Origin of the sequence: Streptomyces sp. NPDC051243 (assembly GCF_044455405.1) — a bacterium.
GTDB lineage: Bacteria > Actinomycetota > Actinomycetes > Streptomycetales > Streptomycetaceae > Streptomyces.
Map to the genome: position 1 here is coordinate 1,338 of NZ_JBITES010000039.1, position 1,425 is coordinate 2,762.

A 1,425-nucleotide genomic window follows, 5' to 3' on the forward strand; every position below is an offset into this window, starting at 1 on the left:
AGTCTGAGACCTGATGCCGAGCCGATTGTGGTGAAGTGGATGATCCTATGCTGTCGAGAAAAGCCTCTAGCGAGTTTCATGGCGGCCCGTACCCTAAACCGACTCAGGTGGTCAGGTAGAGAATACCGAGGCGTTCGGGTGAACTATGGTTAAGGAACTCGGCAAAATGCCCCCGTAACTTCGGGAGAAGGGGGGCCACACCTGGTGAGAGCACTTGCTGCTTGAGCTGGGGGTGGCCGCAGAGACCAGCGAGAAGCGACTGTTTACTAAAAACACAGGTCCGTGCGAAGCCGTAAGGCGATGTATACGGACTGACGCCTGCCCGGTGCTGGAACGTTAAGGGGACCGGTTAGTGACCTTTCGGGGTTGCGAAGCTGAGAACTTAAGCGCCAGTAAACGGCGGTGGTAACTATAACCATCCTAAGGTAGCGAAATTCCTTGTCGGGTAAGTTCCGACCTGCACGAATGGCGTAACGACTTCTCGACTGTCTCAACCATAGGCCCGGTGAAATTGCACTACGAGTAAAGATGCTCGTTTCGCGCAGCAGGACGGAAAGACCCCGGGACCTTTACTACAGTTTGATATTGGTGTTCGGTTCGGCTTGTGTAGGATAGGTGGGAGACTGTGAAGCGGGCACGCCAGTGTTCGTGGAGTCGTCGTTGAAATACCACTCTGGTCGTGCTGGATGTCTAACCTGGGTCCGTGATCCGGATCAGGGACAGTGTCTGATGGGTAGTTTAACTGGGGCGGTTGCCTCCTAAAGGGTAACGGAGGCGCCCAAAGGTTCCCTCAGCCTGGTTGGCAATCAGGTGTTGAGTGTAAGTGCACAAGGGAGCTTGACTGTGAGACCGACGGGTCGAGCAGGGACGAAAGTCGGGACTAGTGATCCGGCGGTGGCTTGTGGAAGCGCCGTCGCTCAACGGATAAAAGGTACCCCGGGGATAACAGGCTGATCTTCCCCAAGAGTCCATATCGACGGGATGGTTTGGCACCTCGATGTCGGCTCGTCGCATCCTGGGGCTGGAGTCGGTCCCAAGGGTTGGGCTGTTCGCCCATTAAAGCGGTACGCGAGCTGGGTTTAGAACGTCGTGAGACAGTTCGGTCCCTATCCGCTGTGCGCGTAGGAGTCTTGAGAAGGGCTGTCCCTAGTACGAGAGGACCGGGACGGACGAACCTCTGGTGTGCCAGTTGTTCTGCCAAGGGCATGGCTGGTTGGCTACGTTCGGGAGGGATAACCGCTGAAAGCATCTAAGCGGGAAGCCTGCTTCGAGATGAGGACTCCCACCCACTTGATGGGGTAAGGCTCCCAGTAGACGACTGGGTTGATAGGCCGGATCTGGAAGCACAGTAATGTGTGGAGGTGACCGGTACTAATAGGCCGAGGGCTTGTCCATAGAGGCTCGCGTCCACTGTGTTGGTTCTGA

Annotated in this window: 1 rRNA gene (cut by a window edge); it reads left to right on the top strand. The window is 56.3% G+C overall.

Features of this window, described 5'->3' with window-relative positions:
• Positions 1-1,395, top strand: a 23S ribosomal RNA gene (locus ACIBAG_RS45655) (its annotated part extends 1,337 nt beyond the left edge of the window); the annotation flags it as partial.
• Between the last annotated feature and the right edge of the window lie 30 nt (positions 1,396-1,425).